General features: G+C 54.8%; 23 protein-coding genes and 1 tRNA gene. 7 read left to right on the top strand and 17 right to left on the bottom strand.

All coding sequences use genetic code 11. From position 1 onward, the window contains the following. Positions 1 to 376 precede the first annotated feature (376 nt). Complete coding sequence (locus ACLEJU_RS14900) at positions 377 to 1,675, top strand: hypothetical protein (protein WP_435424183.1); 1,299 nt, start codon at positions 377 to 379, stop codon at positions 1,673 to 1,675. Here ACLEJU_RS14900 and ACLEJU_RS14895 read toward each other — a convergent pair. The 13 genes from ACLEJU_RS14895 to ACLEJU_RS14835 all read right to left on the bottom strand — a co-directional run bounded on the left by ACLEJU_RS14895 (position 1,638) and on the right by ACLEJU_RS14835 (position 14,253). Then, complete coding sequence (locus ACLEJU_RS14895) at positions 1,638 to 2,240, bottom strand: GNAT family N-acetyltransferase (RefSeq protein WP_435424182.1); 603 nt, start codon at positions 2,238 to 2,240, stop codon at positions 1,638 to 1,640. The two genes, ACLEJU_RS14900 and ACLEJU_RS14895, sit on opposite strands and share 38 nt — an antisense overlap. A gap of 1 nt (position 2,241) precedes the next feature. After that, the gene (locus ACLEJU_RS14890) at positions 2,242 to 2,658 is read right to left on the bottom strand and encodes an ASCH domain-containing protein (RefSeq protein WP_435424181.1); all 417 of its coding nucleotides are present in this window, start codon (positions 2,656 to 2,658) and stop codon (positions 2,242 to 2,244) included. Then, positions 2,636 to 3,694, bottom strand: a complete 1,059-nt coding sequence (locus ACLEJU_RS14885; protein WP_435424180.1) for an N-acetyltransferase — start codon at positions 3,692 to 3,694, stop codon at positions 2,636 to 2,638. Before ACLEJU_RS14885 ends, ACLEJU_RS14890 begins: the two co-directional genes overlap by 23 nt. Positions 3,695 to 3,697: 3 nt before the next feature. After that, the gene (locus ACLEJU_RS14880) at positions 3,698 to 4,276 is read right to left on the bottom strand and encodes an ATP-binding protein (RefSeq protein WP_435424179.1); all 579 of its coding nucleotides are present in this window, start codon (positions 4,274 to 4,276) and stop codon (positions 3,698 to 3,700) included. A gap of 681 nt (positions 4,277 to 4,957) precedes the next feature. Then, the gene (locus ACLEJU_RS14875; protein WP_435424178.1) at positions 4,958 to 5,245 is read right to left on the bottom strand and encodes a hypothetical protein; all 288 of its coding nucleotides are present in this window, start codon (positions 5,243 to 5,245) and stop codon (positions 4,958 to 4,960) included. Continuing rightward, positions 5,242 to 6,222, bottom strand: coding sequence for an integrase domain-containing protein (locus ACLEJU_RS14870; protein ID WP_435424177.1), 981 nt, complete (start codon positions 6,220 to 6,222; stop codon positions 5,242 to 5,244). The genes ACLEJU_RS14875 and ACLEJU_RS14870 overlap by 4 nt, the downstream gene beginning before the upstream one ends. Before the next feature lie 897 nt (positions 6,223 to 7,119). Continuing rightward, complete coding sequence (locus tag ACLEJU_RS14865; RefSeq protein WP_435424176.1) at positions 7,120 to 8,442, bottom strand: tyrosine-type recombinase/integrase; 1,323 nt, start codon at positions 8,440 to 8,442, stop codon at positions 7,120 to 7,122. A 389-nt stretch (positions 8,443 to 8,831) separates the two neighbouring features. Then, positions 8,832 to 9,668: a hypothetical protein gene (locus ACLEJU_RS14860; RefSeq protein ID WP_435424175.1), complete on the bottom strand. Its 837-nt coding sequence runs from the start codon at positions 9,666 to 9,668 to the stop codon at positions 8,832 to 8,834. A gap of 161 nt (positions 9,669 to 9,829) precedes the next feature. After that, positions 9,830 to 10,447, bottom strand: a complete 618-nt coding sequence (locus tag ACLEJU_RS14855) for a hypothetical protein (RefSeq protein ID WP_435424174.1) — start codon at positions 10,445 to 10,447, stop codon at positions 9,830 to 9,832. A gap of 1 nt (position 10,448) precedes the next feature. Further along, positions 10,449 to 10,799: an STAS-like domain-containing protein gene (locus ACLEJU_RS14850; RefSeq protein ID WP_435424173.1), complete on the bottom strand. Its 351-nt coding sequence runs from the start codon at positions 10,797 to 10,799 to the stop codon at positions 10,449 to 10,451. 10 nt (positions 10,800 to 10,809) lie between these two features. Continuing rightward, positions 10,810 to 11,181 carry a hypothetical protein gene (locus tag ACLEJU_RS14845; protein ID WP_435424172.1) on the bottom strand — a complete coding sequence of 124 codons (372 nt, stop codon included), beginning with the start codon at positions 11,179 to 11,181 and terminating at the stop codon, positions 10,810 to 10,812. A 658-nt stretch (positions 11,182 to 11,839) separates the two neighbouring features. Then, positions 11,840 to 12,484, bottom strand: coding sequence for a recombinase family protein (locus ACLEJU_RS14840; protein ID WP_435424171.1), 645 nt, complete (start codon positions 12,482 to 12,484; stop codon positions 11,840 to 11,842). A 617-nt stretch (positions 12,485 to 13,101) separates the two neighbouring features. Further along, on the bottom strand, positions 13,102 to 14,253 hold the full coding sequence (locus ACLEJU_RS14835; RefSeq protein WP_435424170.1) for an MFS transporter: 1,152 nt from the start codon (positions 14,251 to 14,253) through the stop codon (positions 13,102 to 13,104). Between ACLEJU_RS14835 and ACLEJU_RS14830 the strand changes: the two genes are divergently transcribed. Both ACLEJU_RS14830 and ACLEJU_RS14825 read left to right on the top strand, forming a co-directional pair. Continuing rightward, entirely contained in the window at positions 14,226 to 15,152 is a 927-nt protein-coding gene (locus tag ACLEJU_RS14830; RefSeq protein ID WP_435424169.1) for an IclR family transcriptional regulator, read from the top strand. The genes ACLEJU_RS14835 and ACLEJU_RS14830 overlap by 28 nt on opposite strands. Before the next feature lie 864 nt (positions 15,153 to 16,016). Continuing rightward, complete coding sequence (locus ACLEJU_RS14825; RefSeq protein ID WP_435424168.1) at positions 16,017 to 16,616, top strand: DUF6338 family protein; 600 nt, start codon at positions 16,017 to 16,019, stop codon at positions 16,614 to 16,616. 153 nt (positions 16,617 to 16,769) lie between these two features. On the opposite strand, the gene ACLEJU_RS14820 is transcribed toward ACLEJU_RS14825, so the two are convergent. The 3 genes from ACLEJU_RS14820 to ACLEJU_RS14810 form a co-directional block, all read right to left on the bottom strand. Continuing rightward, a complete protein-coding gene (locus tag ACLEJU_RS14820) occupies positions 16,770 to 18,122 on the bottom strand; it encodes a tyrosine-type recombinase/integrase (RefSeq protein ID WP_435424167.1) in 1,353 nt (450 codons plus the stop codon). 85 nt (positions 18,123 to 18,207) lie between these two features. Further along, positions 18,208 to 18,283, bottom strand: a tRNA-Thr gene (locus ACLEJU_RS14815). 70 nt (positions 18,284 to 18,353) lie between these two features. After that, a complete protein-coding gene (locus ACLEJU_RS14810) occupies positions 18,354 to 18,764 on the bottom strand; it encodes a pilin (RefSeq protein WP_435424166.1) in 411 nt (136 codons plus the stop codon). A gap of 215 nt (positions 18,765 to 18,979) precedes the next feature. On the opposite strand from ACLEJU_RS14810, the gene ACLEJU_RS14805 reads away from it, so the two are divergent. Genes ACLEJU_RS14805 through yacG form a run of 4 tightly spaced genes read left to right on the top strand, consistent with a single transcriptional unit; the run spans position 18,980 to position 21,877 of the window. Beyond that, complete coding sequence (locus tag ACLEJU_RS14805) at positions 18,980 to 20,188, top strand: type II secretion system F family protein (RefSeq protein ID WP_435424165.1); 1,209 nt, start codon at positions 18,980 to 18,982, stop codon at positions 20,186 to 20,188. 2 nt (positions 20,189 to 20,190) lie between these two features. Beyond that, positions 20,191 to 21,057 (top strand): prepilin peptidase, encoded by an 867-nt coding sequence (locus tag ACLEJU_RS14800; protein WP_435424164.1) that lies wholly within the window; start codon positions 20,191 to 20,193, stop codon positions 21,055 to 21,057. Beyond that, complete coding sequence (coaE, locus tag ACLEJU_RS14795) at positions 21,057 to 21,680, top strand: dephospho-CoA kinase (protein ID WP_435424163.1); 624 nt, start codon at positions 21,057 to 21,059, stop codon at positions 21,678 to 21,680. Before ACLEJU_RS14800 ends, coaE begins: the two co-directional genes overlap by 1 nt. After that, positions 21,677 to 21,877, top strand: coding sequence for a DNA gyrase inhibitor YacG (gene yacG, locus ACLEJU_RS14790; RefSeq protein ID WP_435424162.1), 201 nt, complete (start codon positions 21,677 to 21,679; stop codon positions 21,875 to 21,877). Before coaE ends, yacG begins: the two co-directional genes overlap by 4 nt. Before the next feature lie 158 nt (positions 21,878 to 22,035). On the opposite strand, the gene ACLEJU_RS14785 is transcribed toward yacG, so the two are convergent. Next, positions 22,036 to 22,728, bottom strand: a complete 693-nt coding sequence (locus tag ACLEJU_RS14785; RefSeq protein WP_435424161.1) for an energy-coupling factor ABC transporter permease — start codon at positions 22,726 to 22,728, stop codon at positions 22,036 to 22,038. Positions 22,729 to 22,808 lie beyond the last annotated feature (80 nt).

Raw genomic sequence — 22,808 nt, 5'->3', positions numbered from 1 at the left:
TATCCCCAGCCTATTTTCAGGATCCGGACCACTGCGAGAAAGGCATGACAGGATGATGGAAAACGTCTACCAATTCGCCAAATCCAGGCTCAAGCTCATCAGGCGAAAGGCAGCTATCGACCCATTGCGGACGTTCATTCAACCAATTGAAGCCACGTCTGCCCTACAGACTGCAATCGAGCCATGGCGAACGCGTGGATGTTGGAGCCGCTTCGCGGCCAATCGCCGGCAAGCGCTGCTCCTACAGATATGGCGCGGACCTGGAGGCTCCTTCTAATCTGACAGAATGGTGCCCGCGCAGGCTGGTTTCGTCCTGTAAAGACGGGCCCGATATGATGTATCCTTTAGAACCTTGCGCAATCTCAGGAAGGACCCTTTGAACCATTCATTTTCCGGTATTTTGGTTCGCTATCTCCTTAAAAAAAAGGACGGCACGGCAGTGGTAGCTGAGGCCCAGAGCGCAACTGGGACAGCGGTTACTACCGAAGTTGAAACTGCGGACTCAAAAGACGCGGCCCCTGCGCCACTACCGCTGCATTTACACGCAGCCCGAAAAGACGAGTTGCATGTCAACCTTTGGGAGACTGGTCAAGGGCACTTTTCGCCTTTTCTCGATATCGGCGTTATGGTCGGGATGCGTGCTGACGTTGAGGCCGTTGTGGTCGATCTTCCATGGCTGCTTGATGAAAAGCATGTCAGTGACCTTGGGTCGCGGCTGAATGGCGAGAAAAGCGTCGCAGCCATCTTCAACGAGGTTGTTCATTACGATGGTTTTGCGGAAGGAAATTTCGCAAATATTAGCTTTAGGAAAGATGGTCTCGATCACAAGCCATTTTCGCTTTTGAGGCTAAATTCGAACTCGTTTAATATTGAGCGAACCTACTGGAGTGAAGGTGGAAGCTGCAGTCGGCTGGTGGTCAAGCTTCCCGAGATGAATGAAGATACGGTGAAGAATGAAGATAGGCGAAAATCTGCATATATTCGCTTTCGTATAAGAAATATACCCCCATCAGTCTATTCGGTTAAGTTCAATCAAAAAGATCGAGCACTTATTAGTTCGACGAATGAGACAAGAATCATTGATTTTCGTATTAATGTTTTGCGTGGTGTGCCTGAAGAGCTAATAAGCACAAATGTGCCGCTGTCGTTCCCGAAATTTGAAAGGATTCACTGCTTTCTTACCACGTTGAGAGATGAGGAATGCGCGTCGGTAACCAATCATTATAAGGGATATAGGTCCCTGATGGATGAAGACGTCTGGAACGAATACATTCGCCTGGATAGCTCCGTCGCTATATCCGACTCGAACAATGTAAGGAATTATTTGGGTTATCAGTGGACCGCTTCGGCTGGAAAGGAGCCAGGTGCTTACGCGAAAGATCTGGTGGTTTTAGGAAGATTTACGAAGCTGCGCTCAAATTATTGGTCGATCGCCAGATTTATTTTCTTAGTAATTCTCTTCGGGGCGGCCGGAAGTGGCATATGGGACATTGGTACAGCTTGTGCGTTTGTCGATCATCCGTCTGAGACTGTCGACTGTTCGCGCAAATACAGTCTCCTAGCAACATATATTATCTGTGGTGTTGTAATTATCGGCGCTATGCCATTTTTACGTTATCTTTGGAATTCTGTTCGGCCTAAGCTTGCCGCTTGGTTGGAAGAATTAACCCGCTAGGGGTAATTCTGGAGCTGGCGGGCACGGGGATAAATTTGGGCTCAATTAGGCCATTGAAGCTGAGTTCGTCTTTCAATGGCCTGTAGTAGCTTTTGTATTCCTTCGCCAATTCAAAGCCATAGTGAGAAAAAAGCTTTTTGAAAGTGCCTCTTTGCTCTTCTGCGATGGAGAGAAGTGGCATATCGTTTTCTAGGTGTTCAAATGCTCGCTCAAATAGTCGAAGACCGGTGCCAGAGCCTTGGAACTCGGGCATGACTCGCAAGCAACAAAGCTTCTGCTCTATCCCGTCGTCCTTTATTATCGCCAAGCCCGAAAAGCGGCGCCGATAATATTCCATTAAGATGCATCTTTCGCCGGACAGTATTCCTGGCAATACTTTAGACTCCAGCCACTGATCGAAAAGCGGATAGTATCCGGATAGTCCGAATAGAGAAGTTCTTATAAAATCCCCTATTTGAGGGAAAGACTCCGGATTCGCAATTATGAAATCTCGATCAATAATTTTGGTCGAATTCAAAAGCAGGCGCAACTCCGAGTTAGTATTAAGTAATGACTGATTGGCCATGCTACACCTCGAGCTCTCGCTGTTTATGCCTGGCGAATTCATCACTCTTAATATATCGGAAAGACTGAGGAGGAGTAGTGCCAACTCCTAGTTCGGAAAGGCATTTTGGCTCTGCGTATTGTTTAACCTCTCCAACGGCAATCGCCACAGCTTGTTCTTTGCCATGGTAATACGAGTCGAAGAAATGCCTATCGATACCTGCGTGCTTCTTAGTGCACTCCCATATTTTAGAGGGCGAGTCAACGAGGATTCGAAGAATTTCGAACTCGCCAACAAGTTTTCCAACAGGTTTGGTGGCGTAAATAATAACTGTGCTAACGCTACTATCGTTAAATCCGACCTTTCTGAATTCGAACTTCTTCTCGCCGCTTAAAATTTTTCGAGCGTATTCAGGTTTAATCGATAATAATACTTTCATTAATTTCGCCCTTTTCCGCGATCCACCTAATTTGAGTTTCGTTGAGAGCAATAAAATCCCACCTAGTCCGGGTGCTAATATTGCATTCCTCAATGAGGCGGCCGCGAATGATTCTTTTTTTCAGGGCGGCACTATATGTAAAGCGTATTATATACGATCTTTGCTTGTTAGTAAAATATTCTTTTAATTGCTCAGTAGTGAATATGCTGTAAGGCTTGGTGTATTTAATGAATTGCGACTCAGTGGCGAAGGATTTTATCTGTCGCACTTCCTCTACCACTCCAATTGAAGAAACCACAGATCGATAAAACGCCTTTCCCTTTCCGTCGGATGTTCGATAAATGGCGACCGTATCGCCTGGTTTCATTACCTTGGTCCGTGAGATCCCTGAGATGTAAACCTTGTGAATGCTGTTGGTGTGTGACACATCCTGAACAATGTCGTGGTTTTCGTTGTTTAAGATTGAATCAGGGAGGAAAGATGAGTGGTACTCCGGGTAGATGGCTAACAAATAGTGTTTGCGGCCAGCAATGCTGAAGTGGGGAAAGTCCTTGGCCACATCACCAGTTAGTGTTTTGAGCCCTCGGACATAAACGTTTTCAATGCCGTTTTTCCCAATTTTGCTTCCGTGTAAAACAAAGCCATAGCGCTCAATCAATGAAATTAAGCCGCTATGTTTTTCAAAAATGGTAACGTACATATAGTCGGCACGTTCAATCATCGCATGGTCGAAGGCTTTTTTTAGAAAACGTTCTCCAAGCTTGGTGCCATGTGCGTTAATTTTTAACGTCCCGACTTTTACGCTAAGTCCGCCTGGCAGTGGCGGCGAAATCTTGTCGTCGGGCTGATCCTCTCTTTTGAGATAGAGGAAACCATCAAGACGGTTGCGAGAGTTGAAGAAAACGTACGCTTCGGCGTCGTCTTGGGCCTTTCTTTGGAACCACTCTTCAAATTCGGCGTAATCTGACTTCAACGAAGAGAAGAAGTCATCAGAAATATCAATATTGCTGAATTTTTCATATTTTAGACTTTTCAATCCCTAGCTCCTTGGATTGACGTTTTTTGACCATGCTGACACTTCGTACAGAAAACCATCGCCCATGTCAAGTGGCTTATCGCCACTACGAATTATGTAAGGGATTTCTCTGGATAGGCAGTATTTGATTGCCTGCCCCCTCTCCGCGTTCATTAGCTCAACTATTAGAGGGATTTTCCAGGTTGCCCTGTCTCGCAAGGTCAGTCGTTCGGCCACAATCTCAGGTGCCGACTGAACTAGGATGGTGCCGGTGATTTGCAGTTCGTCAAAAACTTTTGAGTCTATGTTTGTGGCTGTTCCATCACTGCTGAGTAGTACGAAATGACCGTCCAGTATGAAAAATGGGGTGTGGCGTTTTACTGCGTTCACAGCCGAAATCAGAGCGTGTTGGTTTTCTCTAATTTGACGTGCTCTCTTGTCCTCGCTCCATGACTGATCCTTACTCCATGCCTTTATGAGGGTGCTCGCGGAGTAGGTAGGTACCCCTAAAGCCTTTGATAGGCCAGAGCAGAAAGTCGTTTTGCCCGATCCATGAATTCCCGCAACGAATATCACATCCGCTTCCTTAGTCTGGAAAATCATATTATATAACTTTTGGCTCTAGCCAATTAGAAAAACAGGAATAACGGTGGCTATACATCTAATCGTATATTAATCGCTCAGCTTTTTGGATAGTTCACGATGTAGCTTGAGGTGAGCGCGTGCCTGCGACGCTTTGGTTCTAGGGCGCGAGGGGCGTGGCAGCGGATGCGCCATTTGGTACTCCGAGAGCTGATGGGAGGCTTTCGAGGCGCGTCCACTCTAGCTAAAAGAGAGCGCTGATTGAAACCTATGCGCAGGCCTGCGAGAAAGCCGAGAAAGGTATCGCGGCACGCGCGGCTCAATTCATTGATTTGGCGATCAGAGAAATCCGCAATACGGATGGATGAACCTGACCGAAGCCGCGAGCGCGGCAGATGAAAAAATCCCAGGCCGAAGCGGGGTGGCAGTTGATGCGCTTGATGGGCTGCTCCAGGCGGAGCTTAGCTGCTGGGCACCGTTCCGTCAGATTAGATGGAGCTTCCAGGTCCGCGCCCTATCTGTAGGAGCCGCGCTTGCCGGCGATTGGCCGCGAAGCGGCTCCAACATCTAGGCATTCGCCATGGCTCGATTGCAGTCTGTAGGGCGGGCGTGGCTTCAATTGGTTGAATAAACGTCCACAATGGGTCGAGAGGCGTCATTCAAGACTCGCCAGTTTTGCCCTAATGCGGTTTGTCGTGAATATCAATCACGTCTTTGGCACTTGAAGACCCATGGCTTTGCTAAACGAACTGCAAGCAGCCGCACGGTCAACAGGTAGTAATACTGAGTCGCCTCGCATCGTCTAGCCAAGCGATGCTCAAGAAACCATGCCACATGTTTTCTCCGCCAACCCCAAGGTGTTTCAAGCTGCCACCGTTCAGATATCTCCGCTTGGATGATCTTTGCTTGCCGTAAATGACGCTGCCGCGTTGCGTAGGACCCCGTCAGCACTGCAGACAAGAACAGTTCCATGTCGAATGGTTTACTCACGCGCGCCCTCCAATGTAAGCACCTACCACATCAACCCGAGCGTGCCCCAACTCGTAGCTGATCTGCCTCCGGGCCTCACGATCAAGGTTCTTATCTGCCTGGCATAAGTGGCCACCATTGACAGGCGCGCGGTATAGGGTGATGTGCTCGTAGCGCTCACAAGCGTATGCCGCTCGTAGCTCATGGAAGCCTTTGAGGTTGTGTGCATGCAGGACGTCCCGCGCTGGGCGGATGATTTCCTGCAGAACATTCAGATAGCTTTCGTCTGGCGCAATCAGGTTTCGGCTACTCGCAGGCGACACCTGCCGTGCAAACCTAAGTGCGTCTTGAACATGGTGGTCCACCGCAATCCATCGTGGCGCTGAGGCGCCAGCGCGGCCGCCTTTGGTGCCATCATGAATGTTAATCCTGCCTAGGTCGTTAGCCTCACGACTGAGCCGTGGCAGGTCAGCCAAGATGGCCTCGCGCAAGCGCATGCCGGTGGTTCGCGCTAGCAGAACGATCGCGGCGACCCGTCTCTGGTCAAGGCTGCAAAGCGCATCGACGATCTGCTTCACATGATCGCGGTCTTGGCCCTGCGGCACCGACTGGCGAACCCCAGAGCGCTGCATACCCAACGCCTTGCTCGGACTTGGCAAATTCACGTACTGATCACCGCGAAGCGCCGCCATGGTCCTGTTAACGCTGGATAGTCGGTTTTGTGCGGTACTGATGGCTAGGCTACCGTACTCAACCGCATCGCGCAGATACGCCGCATAGTCCGCCAATACCTTCCGATCAATCTGCCGCGCATCATTGATACCCGGTCCCTGTTCGGAGCGGCACCATTTGACGAATGCTTGCCATCGATCACAGTGCGCTTTGACCGTACCGAAATGACCGCCGCCGAACATATCTTTCAAACCCTGCGGCCCTGCGTAGCTCAATTGCCTACCGTAGCCGAAATTACGGCCGTCGCGTCTACCCACCAATGCCATGTCGGTCACCTCATCTACCGTTCTACGATCCTCGCCCCACGTTATCCCGCCAAGAATGTTGAGTGTTATCAGGGATCAAGGCCCCTGCGACCTGTGGGAAATGTCCACTACGCGGGACTGGCGGCTCCTTACGTCCGGGAGCAAGGGCATCTCATGATCTGGCCTCCTGAGCACCGTTACCGGTGGGCGGGTGGAGGCTGCCTTGGCTGACGAGACCAGTGCCGCGAGATCCTGAGCCGGGTGCAAGCAGCAATGCGATGACCGGGGCATGCCTGACTGTCAGTCAGGTGCAGTCCATTCCTTGGTCTGCGGCACCATCATCTACAGCGCTGTTGCTGGTGACATCGGCGTTTTTCACGCCGATTGTCACGAGGGGGATTGCCGCAAAGCCATGTGTGATAAGGGCTGCAGCAGTGGTAGAAGTGCCCGTCTCTTTCCAGAAGAAAGAGACGGGCACAGGTTGGCGCAATACTTGGCCAAGCGGATAGGTTGCTGCAGGGCAGCGAGGTACGGTGTGTCTGGCGCACGAGCGCTATATGTGTAAGAGCATCCATCACATGGGTAGTGACCGGGCGAGCTGCCGGATGCGAATCGCCCTTGGGGAGAACCACCGCGAGAGCGGCGTGACCTTCAAGGCTCGGGTCACCTGGGGTGCTGTCAACGACAGCCTTTGCACTGTCTTTTCTACGCCCGCAATCCGAGAGGGTCAAGCGACTCGCCCGCAGGATTTTGTGGTTGAAAATGACATTGGCCGTGTACGGAATCCCTTGGTTTCCAGTGGCCGATTTGGTGCTTTTTATTTTTTTAAGTGAGGTCCATCCAAACAGGGCGGCTTTGCAGCCCTGTTTGGATGGACCCGTATGGAAAGCAGATCACCGAAATTTCAAAGCCGTGCGCTCACTCGACTGCGCCACGCCTTGCTCTGAGGCTAGAAACGTTTGCCCCGGTCTGATTCGCGAACTCATGTGGCGAGATATGCTCCTGACGGTTCGCTTCAAGGTAACGGCTCCACCAACTCATGATCATTCGCCGTTCCTCCAGGAACTCGGCCTTGTGGATATACGCCGCCCGAACGTTGTTGCGCTCCATGTGGCTCATCTGCCGCTCGATAGCCGTCTCTGACCACAGCCCGGATTCGACCAAGGCACTGCACGCCATGGACCGAAAGCCATGCCCGCAGATTTCGGTCTTGGTGTCGTAGCCCATGTTCCGCAAAGCGCTGTTGACGGTGTTCTCGGACATAGGCTTCCACGAGCGAGCGTCACTGGTGAACACCAGATCAAAGTACCCCGTGATCGCATGAATCTTTTCGAGCAATGCCACTGCTTGCGGTGAAAGCGGGACAAGGTGGATGTCGCCCGCCATCTTCGTTCCTCTGGTCGAATACGGGACGCCGTCCAGCGCGGGTCGCGTGTCAGGTATTTCCCATATACCACGCTTCAGGTCGAACTCACTCCAGCGTGCGAAGCGCAATTCGCTGGACCGAACAAACACATGCAGCGACAGCATGACTGTCAGCCGAGTGAGCGTGCGTCCCTTGTAGTTCTCGATGCGGTCCATCAACTCAGGCAAACGAGAGAGCGGGAGTGCAGGCCTATGCGTAACCCGTGGCGCACTGATGAAGCCCTCAAGGTCATATGCAGGGTTCACCGTGATCAGCCGTTGCCGCTTAGCTTCACGCATGATGCTCTGTAGGTAGTTCTGCACCCTCAAGGCCACATCGATCGTGCCGCGTTTCTTGATCTCTTCCAGGGGCTGCATGAGGTCGAAGGTATCCAGATCAACAATGGCGCGTGCGCCGAGCAGCGGGAATACGTGAGTCTTCAAACGACTCAGCACGGTCCTCGAATGGCCAGGCGCCCACTTCACGGACATTTCCTTATGCCAGTCCAAGGCAACGCGTTCGAATGTGTGGCCTCTGACAACCGCCTCGGCCTTGGCCTGCTGCTTGGACGCAATGGGATCAATGCCTTCAGCCAGCATCCGCTTAGTCTCCAGACGTTTCTGCCGAGCATCTGCGAGACCGATGACGGGATAGTTGCCAAACGAGGTCAGCCCCTCTCGCCCATCCGGTTTCACATACCGGAAGCGCCAGCCTTTGCGGCCATTGGGGTAAACGAGGAGGTAAAGACCGTCACCGTCGAAAAGCTTGTATGGGCGGTCAGTAGGTTTGGCCGAGCGGCATGCGGTGTCGGTCAGGGGAGCAGTAGTACGAGCCATAAGGGTAAACCCCATTATCGAATCGACTTTATCCCAAACGTTACCCCTAAATCGGCTGGCAACTGTCGGAATCCGACGGAACGCCATAACGAAAAAACCCGCCAGAAGGCGGGTTTTACGGGGGTTCCAGAGATTTTGGTAGCCTTCACTGGAACCTGAACTGGTGCCGGAGACAGGAACGATAGGAATCGAACCCGGGTGCGGCGACCAATGAATTCGGGTGCAATCGCGTGCAGGGCTGGCGAGGTTACCACAGGATTACCACAGCGCTAACCTGATTCGAGGAAGGCCCAGCCTCCCTGCGCGCAGAAATCCAAATCTTCCCGCTTAACTGGAAGCCCCCTGTGAGCTAGGAGGCCAAGCCACCGACTCTGCGGAGGTTCGTTTGGTCAAGACACCACATGACCCGCTGAGATCTGACGCTCCATCTCCTGAGCCTGCTTAAGCGCGGCTTCACCAAAGCTTTTCCCCGTGAGGAGCGTATCTATGGCTTTAAATAGCAAAGCATCAAACTGGCTATGAAGCCATTGGTAGCGCCCGCCATTCAAGCTTTTAAACTCTCCTAGAAGCACAGCCCCGAATGCGGAGTGAACTAGCCGTAAAATATTTTGGTCCTCAAACCAAGCGAGCTTCTCACTTTGCTCACGGCCGCGCTTGATCAAAAATATAGACCTACCAAGAATGGAACGATAAGTAGCATAAAGCGCCCAGATATACTCCCCCAAGTGAGGGCGCATTAACTGCACAGCATCTAGACCTGCATTAAAAAACGAAAACTCGTCAACCTTTTCTATTTCCGCAGAATATTTATGCATCCGCGGATCCGTATAGAAAGATTGTAGCTCTTCATTGGTCAGTATATCTGTAATTGAAATCTGACTAGGGAACGCAGCACGCGACTGAATGATCCCAACCCAAACGGCATCTACTGCCTCGATTTTTTTTGTAATTGTTGCTTTTTGAACCTCAGAGAATGATGCTGAGGCGATTCTGAGTTTATCCGCCTGACGGTCCATTTCAGAACGGAGAATCGCCAAATTTGATTCTCCCTGTGCCCTAAGCTCAGATCTCAGCTGCTCTAGCCTTTCGTCATAGTCATATTTAATGCTGGCTTTTATCTTCTCTCCAATCCATGTTCTAAATAGCCATGCGAAGGCGAGCACTAGCGCTGCGGGCGGGACTGAGTCTTTTAATAGAGACCACGCCCAACTCATTAAATCTTCCATCTGCGAATCCATTACAAAGATGGCGCGACCAAGGCCCTCAAGAAGGCGCCGCGCCGTATAGTACAAGCCAAAAGCTCTTCGGACAGGATCAAGAAACCTAGGATTCGAAAAGCACTGCGGATAAAATTCTCTTGATATCCTAGTCCGATGAGGCCCCCGAACTATCGCACAATGAGCTTACCCTGTGCTCTCGCCGCTTGGACTATAGTACGGTTCGCGGTGAATACCGTAATTCCCGGAACTGTAGCGAAATCGCCATCATCCGTGATTACCTGAGTGACGCCGCTTGCGGCCATAGCTTCAAGGAGGAATAGGTCGTAACCGTCTACTGAGCAAGTCTGGAGATGTGAAAGCGCGGACTTCACCATGTCAGAGTTCACAGAAACGTCCATGGACTCACCGAGAGCAAGGACCTGCAAGCAAGCGGAATTTATTTCCAAGCAGACGCTTGCCCGCTCTGCCGGAAAATTGTGACGGTACTCCTTGGTGCTAACTTGTGGGTTAGCCTTATTGAAAATCTCGCGCTCCGACTTTTCAATAATATGGGAAAGTTCTGCAACACTAATGCCGGACTGGTAAATTGTAGAATTAGCCGCCAAAGCGCTATTAGTGTAAGAAGGATAGCTTCTTATCTGATAAACTTTCGCACCGGCCGTACTTGCGCGCGAGTAAGTCATCCAATACCAAACATTGGTATCGACAAGAAATACATCATTGGCTTTTGGGGTGTCACTCGAAATGTCAACAACGTTCGCATTAACCTTCAAGCTTATAGCCATTTCAGTCCTCCCCTCTCGCTTGCTGCTCAAGGATATCGTCGACTATCTTCCGATAATCTTCGTTACCTTGATATTTCGAAGCGTTCGCTATGACTCGCTCCACTACGATTCGGCCTGTTTCATTCAGCCCTTCCAAGTGGAGGAATTTTCGCAGGTTTGCTTCAGAAACATCATTCAACAACTGCCCTATGGAGAAGTTAAAGAATGGCGAAGCGAACTGCCTAACCTCCGAGAAATCAAGGAACACATCCTCGTTGTCGCGCAAATGCCCTACGACCGCATCATGGAGCCGCTGACCATCTTCGGCCACAATGCAACGAGCCCCTATAGTCTCGCTAATAACCAATCTCATACATCCCTCCTCAATTTGGAAATTCGCCTCGAAAATGATAGAGCGTTTCATCGCAGTTCAGCTTGATCAATACCGCCGTTCCTGCGAACCCACCGTTCATATCTTGGAAACGTTCACCGTTTCTATCGACTATGGCGTAAGCACTGTTGCTATAAATTTCCAAAGAACCTTGATTAACCCTAACAAACTCTTTAAGCAGATCTAGTCCCAACCCCCGCGCCACACCAGGTTTACGGCTGGTGGTGTTGCCACTCTGGAAAGCCCACTCAAGGCATGAGCTAGATAGCAGGTTGGCTGCACGCGGGTCACTTTGTAGGTAGCTACGGATTTTATTAGGTATGCCCATACCAAAATCGACCACAGTCAGGACTAGTTGGTTCATAGCCTGAAAATACTGACCACACGAGTAGACTCCCACACTCGACCCGCTGTGCTCGAAAGAGTTTGTGTAAATTTCCCACACCTTTCCGACTATCGCGTCTTTGAGCAAAGGACTTACCTGGACCCACCCCCGGCCCAGCCAGAGGTCAGTGAGGTAGTCGAGTATCGGATCCGTTGCCGAAACCCGATCCTCTCGGAAAGGGATCGAGTTTCCATTCCACCCTGGGGATGGGTGTCCAAAGCTGCTAGCGAACCCATTCTGACAAAGGTTTGCCATTACAGCGCCACAAACCGTTTCCCAAGCAAATGTCACCGGATAGCTATGATGCTCCGCGAGCCGCGCAAGGCCACCAAGGAACGCAACTGCACTCGGGCGCAGGAACGTGCAATTCGTGAAATCGAACCGAGTCCCCTGAGGGGCAGAGCTGACTTTCTCCCAAATCTGGAAGAGGCGGAGGAAGTCATACTGGCCGTCATTGAGAGTAGGCACCAGCACATTCTGCACGTTTCGCGCTCCTTCGTTATGCTCGCGGTGGATTCACCGATCTCCTTGCTAGAGCAGAATCTAGCAGTTCGCACGCAGGCTGTCTCTGGATCTATCGGCCCACCGTTACGAGAAAATAGGGGCTGCCGAACAAAAAAAACAGATAGTGAATCATTCACGCCTCAGCATTCTGGCGCGCCTTTATCAGCCTCAGTAGCGTGCTTCGAGAGGCGCCTGTGGCTGCACAGACCTCCGACCAACTGCTCCCCCTATCCAGCATTGCCAGAATGGCTGTATTGCGCTCATGGTTGGCTGGGCGGCCCTTGTAGGCCCTTTCCGCCTGAGGCTTGAGCTTGTCGCGCTCTTTAGCCTGGGCGATGCCCTGAGTGGTCCTACGACGTCTGTCCTCATAGTCCTTGCGGGCAATGGCGGCCAACATATCCAGCATCATCGAGTTCAGAGCATCCATCATCCGCATGGTCATCTCATCTTCCGCCTTCACCATCATGTGGGAGGTGGGGAGGTCCAGGGCGACCACACGAACCTTTCGGCCCAGTAACTCGGCCTTGAGGCGGTCCCAATCTTCGGCATTGAGGCGCGAAAGACGGTCCACCTGTTCAATCAAGAGCACGTCTCCAGGGTGACAATCCGCCAACAGCCGAAACAACTCAGGGCGCTTGAGATTGGCTCCAGATTCGTTCTCTGCGTACCAGGCTGCAATGCGCAAACCGCGCTCTTGGGCGAACGCTTCGAGATCTTCTCTGGCTCGTTGAGCGTCTTGGTCTTGGGTAGAGGCGCGGAGGTAGGCGCGGATGTACATTGAACGGCTCCGGTTCGCTTTGGATGGTTCGTATATTAGCGGTTCGTTTTGATTGGTCAACCACTAATTATCGAACCAGCTATCGAACCGCCCTCACTGGATCCGTAAAGGCATACCCATTTCGAACTGCTCACTATCCTCCCATTCCGATGAGCCTCAGGCCTGATCAGCACAGCCCTGGAAGCTTTCTCTGGGCCAGCCTGCCGAGATGCTTTTCTCGCTCCACCAGGCGGGCTACTGCCTCTCCCAGGAACAAGCGCGCGGCGATGTCTTCGATGTTCATCGCGTTGCGATTCCTTATTGGGAAGCGTCATGGCCAGTCTCCACAGCTCAGCACCGAGTCCCTGCTACAAGGCATTGGCGTGGTTCCGGAAGGTTCGCCAATGAGGCTAGGGAGTGTGAGTGATGACCAGCAACTGGGCGGCCGGACTAACGTTCGGTCAGAGATTGGCGAGACACACCTGGGATTTGAGAGCGAGTGTTGTGGTGTCGTTCAGTAGGCTTGCTATGGGCACCGGGGGGTAGTCACGGCCTATCAATTTTCGAAGTGGGCTCTCAAATTTTTTCAGAAAAATCATTTGAGGTCCTTAACAGTGCGTGACCAATTCCGCCTAAGTTCAAGCAATTTTGGTGTGAGCTTTTCCACGACCACTTATAGCCCACACACAAACTAGCAGCGCTACGAGAGCACTTGCAGCAAAGAGCAATGAGGTATCACCTTGAGGAAACAATTCAATTGCAGAGCACAGGAACTGCCCTGAAAATATAGCCATAGACAAATAAGCGAGATTTCTCCCACGGACTTGTGGATGGCTCTGTTCAACCGTCATGTGATTTACAAGAGGGACCGAAAAACCAAACCCCACCCCCATAAAAATCCCGCCCACGGCCATAACACTGACACTGCCACCGAAAACAAACACCAAGTGGGCAGCAGAGTAGCAGAAGAATGCCACAGCAAGGGCTGAGTGCTCACTAGTACGCGTCACTAGCTTTGGCATTCCAGCAGCGGCCAGAACTGCCACGAAGGAAACAAAGGAAAGGAAATATCCAGTTTCCGCTTCGGTGAGTGCCATTTCCTGGAGCCTTAACGGCAGCAGGATAATTGCCGTAAAGAAGGCGAGCATTGAGAAAACTGCAGCAATGAAAACACGCTTGAGTGCTGCGGGCACCGGCTGCCTGTTACTGACGGCCTCAGATTCGCGGCCTGCTGGATCAACACCTGCCCTGGGGACAAATGCAAGAAGCATCGCAAGCATCAACCAGGACACTAGGTAGAGAACGAAGGGCCACTGCCAGCTTATGGTTGCAAGTAATCCGCCAATAAAGAGGAAGATAACCCCACCCAGTTCGATGGACATTCCCTGCTTGGCGATCATGCCTAACCGTGCTTTCCCGCTGTAGAGCGCGGAGATGAGCCCCGTACCTCCAGCCATCACCAGTGCAGTCGCCCCGCCTAACAGAAGGCGGTCAGCGAAAACCCAGGTGTATCCGTGAAGGAACACTCCACCCGCACCTAAAGCGCCATAGAAGAACAGGCCAATGCACACGGCCTTGTAGAGCCCCACACGGTCAATCAACTTCCCCGCTACAGGCCCGAAGATGACAACCCCCAAGGAAGGGATCGTTACAAGAAGGCCCGCAGCATCGGGGGTGCCAAGCTGTGAGGCAATTGAAGGCAGGGCCGGGACGATGACGCAGCCCACCATGATTGTAAGGCAGGCAATCGCCAGAAGCGTAAATGCCCCCAATGAAGAAACTCTCTGCATGGGATTTCCTTTTGTCCATTTGGCGGAACGGTTGTCCACCTGACGGAACAGTGTTGGCGATTGGCTGCTTTAATGTCAAGGTGGTGCCGATGAATGACTTTCGCCTTGAGGAGCACGCAGTGAACGAGGAAATTGATGGGGCTAGCGGGAAGCAGGTCATCGCTAGAGCGGCTTCAGTCCTGCACGCGCTCGAGAATCAGCGAGAGGGGCTGAGCCTATCCCAACTGTCGAAGCTCACTGGGCTGCCGCGAACCACAGTGCACCGTCTAGTGAGCAATCTAGAAGCACAGCAATTTGTGATTTCAGGGGCCGATGGGGTACGGCTTGGCCCTGCCTTGCTTAGATTGGCAGCATCTGCGCACACTGACATTATTGGAATCTCGCGGCCCTTTATCGAGACTCTAGGACGAGCCACTCGCGAGACTGTTGACTTGTGTGTCTATCGAGGAAGTCATTCTGTATTAGTGGATCAGTATGTTTCCGATAGGGAACTGAGGGTCGTTTCAGCAGTAGGAACTGCATTCCCAATCCACTGCACCGCTCACGGCAAGGCTATATTAGCCGCCCTTCCAAAAGACATCTTAGAGAACTCCCCACCAGACTTGAGCGATCCTAGGACAAAGTTCAGCATAACAGACCATGAGGCCCTTCGGACCGAGTTAGACAAAATCAGAATGCTTGGCTATGCGCTAGATTGCCAGGAACATGCAGAAGGTGTTTATGGCGTAGGCATATGGTTGAACACAGGACTAGGGGAGCACTACTCTATTTCAGTCGCTCTACCAGAATTGAGGCATAGGAACATTACAGACCAGGTGTTACCGGCGCTAATTAAATGCAAAGTGGAGATTGAGTCAGTATTGGGTTCTAAAAGACCTAACAAAGTTGCATCTCCATGATCGACCAGCAGGAGCCCCAGTATGCCCCCCTACCCCCCATAATCGGTGGTGTAGGTGGTCAGTGGTCTCAGTGGTCGCTCAGGGATACATAGCCCATGATCAGACGCAGCGAGGTTGCCCACAGTCCGGACCAAGTCCGGCACCACGTTGAACGTGATGAAGCCCCCGGATCACAGCTGGGTGATCCTAATGTGGTCCCTCGGGAGTAATTGGCCTGTAGCGGCTACGCGTGCCAGGCCCATCGTGGACTATCTCCAGGGATCAGGGAGTAGTATTTCCTCCCGTCCTTCCTCGATCTCCATGCTCAACACTGCCCCGAGAGTGTTCGCCACTGTCTCCCAGTGCGCAGCTTTGGCCTTGTACTGGTCAACGTCAGTCCAGCCCCCTCGCTCTGCGCTCAGTGCGGCGATAGCAGAGGTGGATGATCGTTCACAAGCGGCCCCGTATGCAGACAGTAAGCGCCGATTCTGGGGGGTATCGGGCCATTCCTGATTCTGCTCGAAGTCATGCCTGCTGACTGCGTGGGTGCTTCCTGCTAGGGATAAGGTCGACATATCTGTACTCCTTCCATGATGGAGTGCTTCTGAGGCCGGCAAATGCCCCCCCATCTAAGCCAAGTACACGACCGCAGTATTTCTAGTGCCGCTTGTCGTGGGCGGAGGTGTGCATGAACTGAGCCTCTCCTGGGAGCTGACATAGCTAGCCCAGGACGCTCTCAGCCCGGAACGAGCCCCGCAAGCCCCCCGGATCACTGCTTGGCGGTCCTTCAGGCACATCATCTCGACAAGACAGGTAGATCGCGTCCCCTTGCTTAATCGCGGCGTTGTATAGTCTGAACCCTAACTCGAATGGATGCGGCGCCAAATGGAAGACCTAGCCACCAAAGTCCTACCCCTCGTCCAGACTTTGGTACCTGGCTTCATCATGACCATGATTTTCTATTGGCTATCGGAGTCACCGAAACCTAGCCAGTTTGAGCGGAGCATTCAGGCGCTCATCGGTACAGCCATCATTAGCCTCGTAGTCGCTGGCATTAAGTTGGGTTTGTTCTATGTAGGCCACCACTGGTTCATCGTCGGTGACTGGAGTTCCACAGTCGAGACCACCTGGGCCGTAGGTATCGCAGTCATCATTGGGTTCGGGCTTTCCTATGCCGCAAACCATGACACCTTGTATCGAATAGCGCGGGACAAGGGCCTAACGTCCCGTGCCTCTTACCGAGAGTGGATCTACGCGTTCAGAAAATTTCCAGGACGCGCCGTGGTCCTCAATTTTTTAGATGGCCGCAGACTTTTTGGCTACCCTTTGGTCTGGCCTACCGATCCGAAAGACGGGCACTTTATGATGCAGTACCCCGCCTGGATCGTGGATGATGAATACGTTGACTCACCGGGTGTGGAGTTTCTCTTGGTCTGCAACGTCGATGTCTATTTTGTGGAATTCTTGATCCCACCGGAGAATTGAAAATGAGTGATCAGAAACGTCCTTCGAATGGGGGAAGACGCATTCACGTAAACGATGGCATGAATGTGAATCCACCCGCTCCCACGAATATACGCCCCTCTGTGGCGCCTAAAGCCCCGCCACCCCCGCCTAAGAAAAAGTGACAGGGCTGGTTCAGGCCCCGACCAAGGCATTCTTCAGAAGCCATTCGCGCATGACTTGAAGGGAGTACCCCTTCCCGTAGCGGCTCGCCACATCAGCGCTAGCCCAACCGCCGATGCTTTTACGAATGTCCTCAGGGCACTGAACCTCTCGAAGCCTATCAGCCATCGTGTGACGAAGCTCATGAGCGGTGTGAGCAACACCCTGCCCCCTCAACCACTTGGCGATGGTGGCAGAAGCACTGTTGGCATTGCACCCCTTCGCAGACGTGTATTTCGGGAACGCAAAGACCGCACCCGGCAGGGAGCTTGCCACAGCACGCTGGGCTGCCCACAGGGACGCCCCAACGAGCGGAACAACACGCTTGCTGTCTTTGTTCTTGAGCGAACGCCATGGGTGCTCCTGGATGACGATATGAGGCACCTCAGCGTCCAGTTTGATGTCATCGAGGGGCAGACCTACGACCTCCGCCAAACGGGCTCCAGTGTCCGCTAGTATCGCGGTGATCCAGCGCGGTTCATCGTCCTTTTCCCTGCACCTCGCTACCGTCCTTTGAAGCTCTTCCGGGGTGAATGGTTGGCGCTCTTTCGAGTCGTTGCCCTCGCCCATAATCTTTAGCTCAGCAAACGGGTTCGGTCTCGATAGCTCATGCTCCCGCGCATAACGAGTGAACACCGCTACGATGGTGGACAGCCTGCGGCGAACGCTGGTAGTGGCAGAGCCGCGAGCCAGCTCAGCATCAACGAAAGCCCTCGCATCCGCCCGCGTGACCGACTCAAAGGGCTTGTCACCAATCACATTCATCAGTCCATCGAACACCCGCCGAGCATCTGCGGAGAACTTGGCATCGTCACGCTTCGTGTGGGTGTTCAGGTAGAACTCCAGTGCATCACTCAGACTTACCTCAACCCGTCCAGCCAGCAGCTTTGCCGCTTCCCGCTCAGTGGGTGAGAGGTAGTCCATGGGGTTGGGTTGCGCACGCTGATCTTCATCTTCCACTGCGTGATTTGGCCGCTTGCCATCCAGGAAGTCGAAAAACACCTCGACGATGGAAGGGTCATTCTTCGCGGGCTGATCGGCAAGCCCCCAATCACGGAGGAGAGACACGGCGTGGGCCCTGAGAGCTTGTGGGGAGGATGTCGGCTCCGCCCTCAGGCGCTCCCACTCTGCCTCAACCTGTCGGTTCAAGCGATCCACTTCACGGCTAGCCAGGAGCACATCCGCGCTCTTGAGCTTCACCTTCACGAGTTTTTTGCCGTATCGAGACTGGAGTTCTTTCGGAATGGGCCGCTGATAGTACAGCGTCCCTTTGCGGGAGTAGGTGTAACGGAGGTTCACTTGGAGGGGGCCAAAGCTAGCTTTCATCGAGTAGTTACCACAAAGGTTACCACGCGAGAGGGGCTTTAGAGGCCGCAAACCCTTGATTTAAAAGGGTTTCATGGAGATTTCATGGTGCCGGAGACAGGAATCGAACCTGCGACCTTCGCGTTACGAGTGCGCTGCTCTACCGACTGAGCTACACCGGCGTGTAGCGCAACGTACCACTGCCGCACCCGCCGCGTAAACCCCTGTTTCCCCGGCCTTATTCCCCTCCCGTCAAGGCGCTTTGCAGCCCTTCGGCGCGAGGTCTTCCTCGATGTTCGTCGTGCAGCTCCAGCCAGCAGGCGAGCGGGTCAGGGTCAGGCTCTTGCCCACCACATTGGCCGGCGCATCAGCCAGGGTGCACGCGATCGTGCCGGTTCCGTCAGCCGCCTTGCTGCTGACCGTGATCGCACAGTTCGCCGTAGCCGGCTGGCCGCCCAACTCGGCCACACTCCCCACTTCCTTCCCTTCATTCAGCCGGATTTCCATCGCCGTCTTCAGCGCGCTGATCTCCAGCAACCCGGCCGCAGCCTTGGTGCGGGACTGGTGGTTGGTGTACATCGGGATGGCGATGGTCGCCAGAATGCCGATGATCGCGACGACGATCATCAGTTCGATCAGGGTGATACCGCGTTGCCCTTTCATGAACAATTTCCTTTTGATACGTGTACTCGTGGAGGTCAGGTTCGCCCCCAGCTGGCAGCGGCGCAGTAGGCCTGAACAGACACCTTTTGTCACCCCTGGCCGGCAGGGCGTCATCTTCGCTGAACTACTCTAGTGAGCATCACGGACGCACGCCCGCTCATGGACGCGGCAAGCTGTTTCCAGGCTTGTCGCACGAGCTTTAAAAGGACCTTTGCATGAACCCATCCACACACCTCTATACCTGGCGCGGCACCGATGCCAGTGGCGCTGCGGTCAGCGGCCAGGTCAGCGGGCGCAGCCCGGCCTATGCGCGGGCCGGCTTGCAGCGCCAGGGCATTCGCGTGGTCAGCCTGCGGGCGGCTGGCGGGTTTGAGTGGCGTTTGCCGAAGGCTCGGGAAAAGACCGACCCGGCGGGCTTCAGCCGGCAGCTGGCGACCTTGCTCAAGGCCGGGGTGCCGCTGTTGCAGGCCTTCGAGGTGATGGGGCGCAGCGGCTGCAGTGCGGGGCAAGCAGCGTTGCTGGATAAATTGAAACGGGATGTAGCCTCGGGCCTGGGGCTGGCGGATGCGTTGCAGCGGCATCCGGCGTGGTTCGATGGGTTGTACTGCAACCTGATTCGCGTGGGCGAGCAGTCCGGCACGCTCGATCGGCAGCTGGAACAACTGGCGGGGATGCTGGAGCAGCGCCAGCTGCTGCGTAAACGCGTGCGCAAGGCGATGCTCTATCCGTTGCTGCTGTTGCTGACCGGGTTGGGGGTTTCGGCGGTGTTGTTGCTGGAGGTGATTCCGCGTTTCGAGAGCCTGTTTGCCGGTTTCGATGCAGCGTTGCCGGCCTTCACGCAGTGGGTGATCGACTTGTCCACAGGGCTGGGGCGTTATGCGCCGCTGCTGTTGATAACCGCGCTTGCCCTGGGATTTGCCGTGACCCGGCTGTATCAGAAGCATGCGCCAGCACGCCTGTGGATAACTGCACAAACCTTGCGCGTTCCCGTGTTCGGCAAGCTCTTGAGCCAGGCGGCCCTGGCGCGCTTCGCTCGCACCTTGGCCACCTCCTATGCTGCCGGGGTACCGTTGCTGGATGCGCTGGTCACCGTGGCCAAGGCCTGCGGCAATGACCTGCACGAGCAGGCGGTGCATCGCTTGCGCCAGGGAATGGCCAACGGGCAGGCGCTGAATCAGGCGATGGCGATTGAACCGCTGTTTCCGCCATTGTTGGTACAACTTATAGCCATCGGTGAATCCAGCGGCACGCTGGACCAGATGCTGGAGAAATCCGCCAGCCATTACGAGGAACAGGTCAGCCAGACGCTGGACCAGTTGACCAGCCTGCTGGAGCCGGCCATCGTGCTGATCCTGGGCCTGCTGGTAGGCGGCCTGGTGGTGGCGATGTACCTGCCGATCTTCCAGTTGGGTAGCTTGATCTGAACATGACTTCATGGACTTTGCTGGCCGAGCAGCCGGCGTACTTCATTACCCTGGCGGCTGTGCTCGGCCTGTTGGTGGGCAGCTTCCTCAACGTGGTGGTGCATCGCCTGCCAATCATGCTCGAGCGCCAGTGGCAGCGTGAGGCCCAGGAGGTGCTGGGCCTGCCGACCACCGAGCACGAGCGCTTCAACCTGTCCCTCCCCGCCTCCCACTGCCCGCATTGCAACCACGCGATCCGCGCCTGGGAGAACATTCCCGTACTGAGCTACCTGGCATTGCGCGGGCGCTGCTCGGCATGCAAGCAGCCGATCAGCGCCCGTTATCCGCTGGTCGAGCTGGCCTGTGCGCTGTTGTCGATGGTGGTGGCCTGGCATGCCGGCACAGGCATCGAGGCGCTGGCCCTGCTGCTGCTGACCTGGAGCCTGCTGGCACTGAGCCTGATCGACCATGACCAGCAGATATTGCCCGATGTGCTGGTGCTGCCGACGCTGTGGCTGGGCCTGATCGTCAATGCCTTCGACACCGTGGTGCCGTTGCCCGATGCGCTGTGGGGCGCGGTGGCCGGCTACCTGAGCCTGTGGTCGGTGTACTGGGTGTTCAAGCTGGTCACCGGCAAGGAAGGCATGGGCTATGGCGACTTCAAGCTGCTGGCGCTGATCGGTGCCTGGGGCGGCTGGCAGGTATTGCCGGTGACCTTGCTGCTGTCATCGGTGATCGGCGTGGTGGCGGGCCTGTGCCTGTTGCGCGTGCGCAGGCAATCCGTCGGCACTGCCATACCCTTTGGCCCTTATCTGGCCATTGCGGGGTGGATTGCCGTGCTCTGGGGTGATGAAATATACGCCTTCTACCTGCAACTGTTTGGAATGTGATGACCACCAAGGCCTTCACCCCCTGGATTCTCGGGCTGACCGGCGGCATCGGCAGCGGCAAGAGCGCCGCCGCCGAGCGCTTCGTCGAACTTGGCGTGCACCTGGTCGACGCCGACCAGGCGGCGCGCTGGGTGGTCGAACCCGGCCGCCCGGCACTGGCGAGCATCGTCGAGCGCTTCGGCCCCGGCGTGCTGCTGGACGATGGCCAGCTTGATCGTGCGGCCTTGCGCCATCTGATCTTCGCCGACCCAGCGCAGCGCAAGTGGCTGGAGCAACTGCTGCACCCGTTGATCGGGCAGGAGATCTTCAGTTACCTGGCCAAGGCCGAGTCGCCCTATGCGGTGTACGTGTCACCGCTGCTGATCGAGTCGGGCCAGCATCAGAAGGTCCAGCGCGTGCTGGTGATCGATGTGCCGCAGGAGTTGCAGGTGGCGCGTACCCTGGCGCGTGACAACACCAGCCCTGAGCAGGTGCAGGCCATTCTCAAGGCCCAGCTGGCCCGTGAGGAACGCCTGGGCCATGCCGACGATGTGGTGGTCAATGACGGCGATTTGGCCGCACTGTACGAGCAGATTGACCGCCTGCACCACTTTTACCTGACTTTACGAGGAGGCCAGCCATGAGCCAGCCATTGACCGTCGATTGCCCGACCTGTGGCGCACCCGTGGAATGGAACGAGAAGAGCACGTTCCGGCCGTTCTGTTCCGATCGCTGCAAGCTGATCGACCTGGGCGCTTGGGCGGCTGAGGAGCACAAGATTCCGGTGGCGCCGGATGCCGAGGATGAGCTGTTTTCCGGGGAGCTGGAGCCGCGGCATTGACCTGAGCACACGCGGCCCCTGTAGGAGCGGCCTTGTGTCGCGAAAGGGCCGCGAAGCGGCCCCGGCAATCTCCGCATCTGTGCTGAAATCCTGGGGCCGCTTCGCAGCCCCTTTCGCGACACAAGGCCGCTCCTACAACGACCGCGCTCGTCGAATGTTTAGCGCTCTTCATCCTTCCACGGCGCCTGCAGGTACCGGGTGCGGTTGAACGTCTCCAGCCACTCCGGGCAAAACACCACCAGCGCGCTGATCACCATGCCGTTGATGAACGCCTCCGGGAACATCATCAACCACAGGTAGCCGACAAAGTCGCTGAGCCACTCCGGCATCGCAAAGCGACCATCCAGCCATAGCACTCCCAGCGCCACCGGCACGCAAATCAGCACTGTCAGCGCAGCGGGAAAGAACCCCGAACAGAAGATGTACACGAACAGGTTCCGCGGTTGCGCCCGCTCGACCAGGATCGCGCATACCTCGGTAATCAGCACCGGCAAACCCACCAGCAGCAAACCGTTAACCCCAAGCGCAGCGAGGTCCTGTCGGCCCAGCGCCAGCAAGCCAAGCTGCGCGAGGAAACCGCCCAGAACGGCCAGCGGCCAGTCCAGCAGCAAGGTCACCGCCGTCATGCCAATGAAGTGATACGACACACCCGTATCGAAATCGCGCCTGACCAGCCACAGGGCAAACAGGCAGAACACTGTGCCAAACAAAAGGTGCTGGCGGCGTCGGTCGGTCACCAACTCGACCCAGCGCGTGCGGCTGGCTGCCCAGACCAGCAACGGCACGTAGCCAAGCCAGCCCACGGCAAGGCTGGTTGTGGATAAAACCTGCGCGCTGATCACCTGGAACATATCCCTTTCGGCCGTGTGGACAAACTGAGTCTACACCCTGCCCCGTTTCCCACGCACAAACAGCATCTTAACGTCATCGA

Source organism: Pseudomonas sp. SMN11 (assembly GCF_052041945.1).
In the GTDB taxonomy this organism is placed as follows: domain Bacteria; phylum Pseudomonadota; class Gammaproteobacteria; order Pseudomonadales; family Pseudomonadaceae; genus Aquipseudomonas.
The sequence above is the reverse complement of the archived record's forward strand: the minus strand, read 5'-3'. Positions and strand labels throughout refer to the sequence as shown.

Coding starts and splice junctions, on each gene's coding strand:
- coaE (WP_435424163.1), top strand. CDS start 21,057: ATGACCACCAAGGCCTTCACCCCCTGGATTCTCGGGCTGACCGGCGGC.
- ACLEJU_RS14850 (WP_435424173.1), bottom strand. CDS start 10,799: ATGAGATTGGTTATTAGCGAGACTATAGGGGCTCGTTGCATTGTGGCC.
- ACLEJU_RS14895 (WP_435424182.1), bottom strand. CDS start 2,240: ATGGCCAATCAGTCATTACTTAATACTAACTCGGAGTTGCGCCTGCTT.
- ACLEJU_RS14805 (WP_435424165.1), top strand. CDS start 18,980: ATGAACCCATCCACACACCTCTATACCTGGCGCGGCACCGATGCCAGT.
- ACLEJU_RS14865 (WP_435424176.1), bottom strand. CDS start 8,442: ATGGCTCGTACTACTGCTCCCCTGACCGACACCGCATGCCGCTCGGCC.
- ACLEJU_RS14840 (WP_435424171.1), bottom strand. CDS start 12,484: ATGTACATCCGCGCCTACCTCCGCGCCTCTACCCAAGACCAAGACGCT.
- ACLEJU_RS14820 (WP_435424167.1), bottom strand. CDS start 18,122: ATGAAAGCTAGCTTTGGCCCCCTCCAAGTGAACCTCCGTTACACCTAC.
- ACLEJU_RS14800 (WP_435424164.1), top strand. CDS start 20,191: ATGACTTCATGGACTTTGCTGGCCGAGCAGCCGGCGTACTTCATTACC.
- ACLEJU_RS14860 (WP_435424175.1), bottom strand. CDS start 9,668: ATGGAAGATTTAATGAGTTGGGCGTGGTCTCTATTAAAAGACTCAGTC.
- ACLEJU_RS14845 (WP_435424172.1), bottom strand. CDS start 11,181: ATGAACCAACTAGTCCTGACTGTGGTCGATTTTGGTATGGGCATACCT.
- ACLEJU_RS14890 (WP_435424181.1), bottom strand. CDS start 2,658: ATGAAAGTATTATTATCGATTAAACCTGAATACGCTCGAAAAATTTTA.
- ACLEJU_RS14855 (WP_435424174.1), bottom strand. CDS start 10,447: ATGGCTATAAGCTTGAAGGTTAATGCGAACGTTGTTGACATTTCGAGT.
- yacG (WP_435424162.1), top strand. CDS start 21,677: ATGAGCCAGCCATTGACCGTCGATTGCCCGACCTGTGGCGCACCCGTG.
- ACLEJU_RS14880 (WP_435424179.1), bottom strand. CDS start 4,276: ATGATTTTCCAGACTAAGGAAGCGGATGTGATATTCGTTGCGGGAATT.
- ACLEJU_RS14810 (WP_435424166.1), bottom strand. CDS start 18,764: ATGAAAGGGCAACGCGGTATCACCCTGATCGAACTGATGATCGTCGTC.
- ACLEJU_RS14825 (WP_435424168.1), top strand. CDS start 16,017: ATGGAAGACCTAGCCACCAAAGTCCTACCCCTCGTCCAGACTTTGGTA.
- ACLEJU_RS14870 (WP_435424177.1), bottom strand. CDS start 6,222: ATGGCATTGGTGGGTAGACGCGACGGCCGTAATTTCGGCTACGGTAGG.
- ACLEJU_RS14835 (WP_435424170.1), bottom strand. CDS start 14,253: ATGCAGAGAGTTTCTTCATTGGGGGCATTTACGCTTCTGGCGATTGCC.
- ACLEJU_RS14830 (WP_435424169.1), top strand. CDS start 14,226: ATGCCCCCAATGAAGAAACTCTCTGCATGGGATTTCCTTTTGTCCATT.
- ACLEJU_RS14785 (WP_435424161.1), bottom strand. CDS start 22,728: ATGTTCCAGGTGATCAGCGCGCAGGTTTTATCCACAACCAGCCTTGCC.